This is a genomic window from Dehalococcoidales bacterium, from assembly GCA_030698765.1.
Taxonomy (GTDB): Bacteria; Chloroflexota; Dehalococcoidia; order Dehalococcoidales; family UBA2162; genus JAUYMF01.
The window spans coordinates 1-5,464 of the sequence record JAUYMF010000031.1; the positions used below are offsets into that span (position 1 = coordinate 1).

General features: G+C 53.3%; 5 protein-coding genes. 3 read left to right on the forward strand and 2 right to left on the reverse strand.

The genetic code is table 11. The annotated features are described in order from the left end of the window. From Q8Q07_01390 to Q8Q07_01400, 3 genes are all read left to right on the forward strand, one after another. Window positions 1-1,799 (forward strand): DNA-directed RNA polymerase subunit beta' (locus Q8Q07_01390; protein ID MDP3878944.1); only part of this gene is annotated, 1,799 nt, incomplete at its 5' end. 163 nt (window positions 1,800-1,962) lie between these two features. Then, window positions 1,963-2,988, forward strand: coding sequence for a Holliday junction branch migration DNA helicase RuvB (gene ruvB, locus Q8Q07_01395; protein ID MDP3878945.1), 1,026 nt, complete (start codon window positions 1,963-1,965; stop codon window positions 2,986-2,988). A 13-nt stretch (window positions 2,989-3,001) separates the two neighbouring features. Then, complete coding sequence (locus Q8Q07_01400) at window positions 3,002-3,727, forward strand: phospholipase D family protein (protein ID MDP3878946.1); 726 nt, start codon at window positions 3,002-3,004, stop codon at window positions 3,725-3,727. A gap of 401 nt (window positions 3,728-4,128) precedes the next feature. On the opposite strand, the gene Q8Q07_01405 is transcribed toward Q8Q07_01400, so the two are convergent. Both Q8Q07_01405 and Q8Q07_01410 read right to left on the reverse strand, forming a co-directional pair. Further along, window positions 4,129-4,884 (reverse strand): SIMPL domain-containing protein, encoded by a 756-nt coding sequence (locus Q8Q07_01405; protein MDP3878947.1) that lies wholly within the window; start codon window positions 4,882-4,884, stop codon window positions 4,129-4,131. Between the two features lie 295 nt (window positions 4,885-5,179). Beyond that, window positions 5,180-5,464: hypothetical protein (locus Q8Q07_01410; GenBank protein MDP3878948.1), on the reverse strand; the 285-nt coding region annotated here is incomplete at its 5' end.

The following is a 5,464-nucleotide window of genomic DNA, read 5'->3' on the forward strand; positions in this document are numbered from 1 at the left end:
AGATTACTACCGCTATCTCCGAGAACCTTGACCGTTACGGTAGCATCTACATGATGGCAACATCCGGAGCTAAAGGAAACATCTCCCAGATCCGGCAGATGGCCGGTATCCGGGGACTGATGACCAACCCCTCCGGCAGGATAATTGATTTTCCAATCAAATCCAGCTTTCGTGAGGGCCTCAGCGTGCTGGAATACTTTATTTCAACCCACGGCGCCCGCAAAGGGCTGGCCGATACCGCTCTCAGAACATCAGAAAGCGGATACCTTACCCGGCGGCTTATCGATGCTTCCCATGATGTCATCATCTTCGAGGAAGACTGCGAGACTCTGGACGGTCTCTGGATATTCGAGCCCCAGGAAAAAGGCCTGTTGCCATCCTTTGCTGAGAGGATTATCGGCCGCCTGGCGGCCAGCAAGGTGCTCGACCCCCGAAGCGGCCAGACCATTGTCGACCGTAACGAAGAAATCGACGAACAGAAGATAGAAGAGATTATCGCTGCCGGTATCACCTCGGTCCACGCCAGGTCTCCTATTAGCTGCCAGGCCCGCCGCGGCATCTGTCAGCGCTGCTACGGACGGGACCTGTCACGGGGTCGCCTGGTTAATCTCAATACGGCGGTTGGCATCATCGCTGCCCAGAGCATCGGTGAACCGGGTACGCAGCTGACCTTACGCACCTTCCACACCGGCGGTGTGGTGGGGGTTGACATCACCAGCGGTCTACCCAGAGTAGAGGAGCTCTTTGAAGCCAGACTACCCAAGGCTTCAGCTATTCTCGCTGATATAACCGGGGTCGCCGAAGTTATTCATGACGATGAGGGAGACAGGATTAAGATTAACAGCTCGGAAACATTCAGTGATGAATACACAGTACCTGCCGGGTATAAAGTTGCGGTGGAGGACGGGCAGTGGGTGGATATCGGGATGGAACTGGCCCGGCCCAGGCCGGAAAGCAAGACTAAAGGCAAAGCGGAAACAACGGCTTTGACCGGTGAGTCCCAACCTATCCTGGCTAATAGCACGGGACAGGTCACCATCAAAGGCAAGAAACTGACAATCGTCTACGAGGAGAAGGAAGAGCGCGAATATTCCGTCCCGGCGACTACCCACATTCGTGTCCAGACTGGAGACCTGATAAAAGCCGGACAGCAACTCACCGATGGCTCAATCAATCCTCAGGAGATGCTGCACATCCTGGGCAGGGAGGCCGTCCAGCAATACCTGGTAGATGAGGTGCAAAGGGTCTACCGCTCCCAAGGAGTGAATATCAATGACAAACATATCGAAATCATCATCCATCAGATGCTGGCCAAGGTGCGCATCGATTCCTCGGGAGATACCGAGCTGATACCCGGAGAGCTAATCGACCGGTTCCAGTACGAAGATAACAACGCCGAGGTACTGGCGGAGGGAGGTGAACCGGCCACTGCCCACACCGTGCTGCTGGGCACAACCAGAGCCTCGCTGAGCACCAACAGCTGGCTGGCGGCAGCCTCTTTCCAGGAGACCACCAAGGTACTGACTGAAGCCGCCGTCAGGGGTGCCGTGGACAGGCTGGCCGGACTCAAGGAGAACGTAATTATCGGCCGCCTGATACCGGCACGCTCTCCAGTCTCTGAGGAGATAATACTGCCAGCCATTGAAGTTCCCCCGGAGGCCCTGGAGTTAGACCTGACACCCATCCCGGGCATCGGAGGAGAGGAGATCATCGACGAAACGAGCCAACTGATTGAAGAGGAGGAACCGGATGAAATGGACGAGAACCTCCTGGATGAAGTGACCGATCTGGAAGAATAACTCCTGACACAGCCCGTTACCGCTGTAAGTTGTAAAAGGTCACCCGTAATCCGGGTGACCTTTCCTTTTGGCGTCTACCCTGGCTTTGAATAGATGTGTGCTATAATAAACCCGGAACAACTGCAACGACTATCTATATATGAAGTAAGGCGGTGATTTCGAAATAGATCGCATCGTATCGGGTAAGACCAGTACCGAAGATGTATCACTTGATACCAGCTTACGCCCGCGCTGTCTTGATGACTTCATCGGGCAGAACAAGGTCAAGGGAAACCTGGGAATAGCCATCGCGGCGGCGAAGGGCAGAGGCGAGCCACTGGATCACCTGCTGCTCTACGGCCCGGCCGGCCTGGGCAAGACAACCCTGGCTTACATCATCGCCGCGGAAATGCAGGTCAATATACGGATTACTTCCGGCCCGGCAATAGAGCGCAGCGGAGACCTGGCGGCTATACTGACCAATCTCCGCAGCCAGGACATACTCTTTATTGATGAAATCCACCGCCTGAACCGGACGGTGGAAGAGGTACTGTACCCGGCCATGGAGGACTTTGCCCTGGACCTTATTATCGGCAAGGGGGCCGGCGCTAAAAGCCTGCGGTTAAACCTGCCCAAATTCACCCTGATTGGAGCCACCACCCGCTTTGCCATGCTCAGCTCACCCCTCCGTGACCGCTTCGGCGCCATTTATCACCTCGATTTTTACGACCAGTCATCTATTGAAACAATCCTGAAACGTTCTGCCGCTATTCTGGGTATAAAAGCTGAAGCCGGAGGTCTGGAAGAAATTGCCCGCCGTGCCCGCGGAACACCCCGCGTGGCCAACCGGCTGCTCAAACGTGTTAGAGACTACGCTCAGGTGAAAGCCGACGGAGTAGCTACCCAAGCGGTAGCCATTGAAGCTCTGTCCAGGCTGGAAATTGACCCCAACGGCCTGGACGATACCGACCGCAAGGTACTGCTCACCATAATTGAAAAGTTCAACGGAGGGCCGGTGGGACTGGAGACCATCGCCGCCGCCATCAGCGAGGAGGCGGACACCATCATGGATGTCTACGAACCCTACCTGCTGCAACTGGGCTTCCTGGACAGGACATCTCGCGGCCGGGTCGCTACCCCCCTCGCCTACCAGCACCTCGGACTGCCCTATAATAATAAGGAAAAGCCCCCGCAGGGGAGTTTGTGGTGAAAGTGAGAGCAAAATGGCGAAATTCTTAAATACATCTGGAGCTTATGCAGCGATAGAGGATATAATTAGCAAGGCTAGCAATAGAGTGGTTTTGATTTCCCCCTACCTGCAAATTCCGGATACTTTGTTAAGACGCCTAAAATTTATAGATGCAAACAACGTCAAAATAATAGTGGTTTGCAGAAAAGACGACTTAAAAGCTGATGTAAGAAGTGACCTGAAACAATTAAAAAAGTTGGAGCTTCGCTTTGATGACCATTTACACGCCAAATGTTTCTACAACGAAGAAACTATGGTAATTACCTCTTTGAACTTGTATGACTATTCTCAACAGAATAACAGAGAGATGGGCATATTGATTAGCTTGAAAGACGAGCCTGATGTTTTCAATGAAGCTCGTAATGAGGCGGAGTTCATCGTTAGTGGGGCAGAGAAAGACAGTATTATGAGAAACGTCTTCGGGATTGTAAGAGAAACAAAAGCCGTGTTCGAGACAGTAGTAAGAGATGAGACAAGAACACCCGGTAAACCCCACATTAGAGCAAAGCAAGCAGGCTACTGTATTAGATGCGGAACACCAATCCCTTACAACCTGGACCGGCCGCTCTGTGATGAGCACTTCAGGGTGTGGGCACAATACGAAGACCTCAACTATCCAGAGAAACACTGCCATACTTGTGGAAAACGCGCATCGACTTCAAAAGCGAGACCAGAGTGTAACTCTTGTTACCGTAAGTAGCAAGAAGATAGCAGTCCAAATTTTTCGAAATCCCCCTCAGTCCCCCGCCTGCCATAGTTTAGGAGAAACGGCGGGCAGGCCCTTTACGAAAGATGGACACTCTCAACAATAGCAGGGGACATCTAAGAGGGGCGAAGAGTTGGAAATCCCCCTCAGTCCCCCTTTACGAAAGGGGGAGGATGGATGGACACTGTCGGGTGAAAGTGCAAATACGGGAAGTTTAAGAGGGGCTTGCGCCCCTCTTCCCTAACCTCCTCCCCCCTTCCTTTGACAAAGGAAGGGGGATACAGGGGGGATGGATTTCTAAAACGGAGACAAAGGGGATAGGGTCACAAAAAAGAGGGGGACTCCAAATGGAGTCCCCCTAACTGGTACCGGTAGGGGGGGCCACCGGGTTACCATTACCTTATGATGGCATAAGCTACCTGAACACTGAGGCGAACCTCGGTCTCGCCGGGACTGATGGGCGTTGGCGCTGCCGGAGCCGCCTCCAGCATGACATCGCCACGGAAGTAAATGGGCGGGGACTGAATGTTCTCTGAGATGAAAGTCGCCTTGCCCAGCGTGACACCAGCCAGGCCAGCCAACTGCTCGGCTTTCGCCTTAGCCTCAGCCATCGCCTTCTCCCTGGCCTCATCATAGTAGGCTGAAGGGTCATCAACCGAGAAAGCGATATTATCGATACGGGTAAGGTCTCCACCGGCCTGCGCCACAGCGTCAATAATAGCGCCGGTACTACCAGTATCCCTTATCTTGGCCGTCACGATATTGGTTACGCGGTAGCCAACCACGGTCTCTTCCTGCTTTACATTATCCCATCTGGTCACCCGGTGAATACTGAACTGCTGGGTCTGGATATCTCTCTCAGCAACACCGTTACCGGTCAGGACCGCCATTACATCATTCATAGCCCCGGATGCCATATCCTGGGCCTCAGCCACACTGGACGCCTGAGCATCAATACCCAGACTCAGAATGGCGACATCAGGTATAACGGTCACTTTGCCCTCTCCGCTGACCCAGATACCTTCCTGCTGGCTGGTGATATTTAAAGCCGCCACGCCTCCCACATTACTACTGCCCGGGGCACAGGCAGCCAGACCGCCTATTATCAATACCGTTACCAGGCCAATTGCCAATAATCCGAACTTCTTCATTATATTTACCTCCTGTTACCGCCGGATTTTCTTCTGTCACAATATATAACGAAGAAGGCGTTGATTGGTTAGGAGCAGCTTTCAAAAATTCCTCAGGTTGTCCCCTGGTATCTCGTCAGGTGAATAAAGATACTGTTAACGTTGAGTTGAAAGTAGCCGGGACGATATCCATAAGTGAATCTCCGTATCAATATAAACAGCTTACAAAGTGGAAACCCATCCCCCCCTGTCCCTCTTCCCGGTGGGAAAGGGATAAAGGGGATGAGGTTATCGCCTGACTCAGGCTGAGAGGACACTAGTCTTCTAAAGACTCAAGGGCTCTCTCATAGCCGGATTCGGAGACCGCGATAGCGCGCAACAAAGCGGGCCTGGCTGATTCCGGGACCTTCTCCAGCAGAGCGCGAAGGCGGGCGGGATGGTCAGCGGCTTGACTTTCAATGGTCCCCTTCAGTTTGGCCCGCTTGTAAACTTCACCCCGTTTTTCCTTAGCATCCTCAGTTAACACCATCGGTGGGGGTGCTGGAGGCACCGGCTCAGGTGCCCGCGCCAGTTCGGGTAGTGGAGGCACAAGCTCAGGCGC

What these genes read in the sequence shown, in the direction of transcription:
- Q8Q07_01400 (MDP3878946.1), top strand. Translation starts at nt 3,002, where the DNA reads ATGGCGAAATTCTTAAATACATCTGGAGCTTATGCAGCGATAGAGGAT.
- Q8Q07_01405 (MDP3878947.1), bottom strand. Translation starts at nt 4,884, where the DNA reads ATGAAGAAGTTCGGATTATTGGCAATTGGCCTGGTAACGGTATTGATA.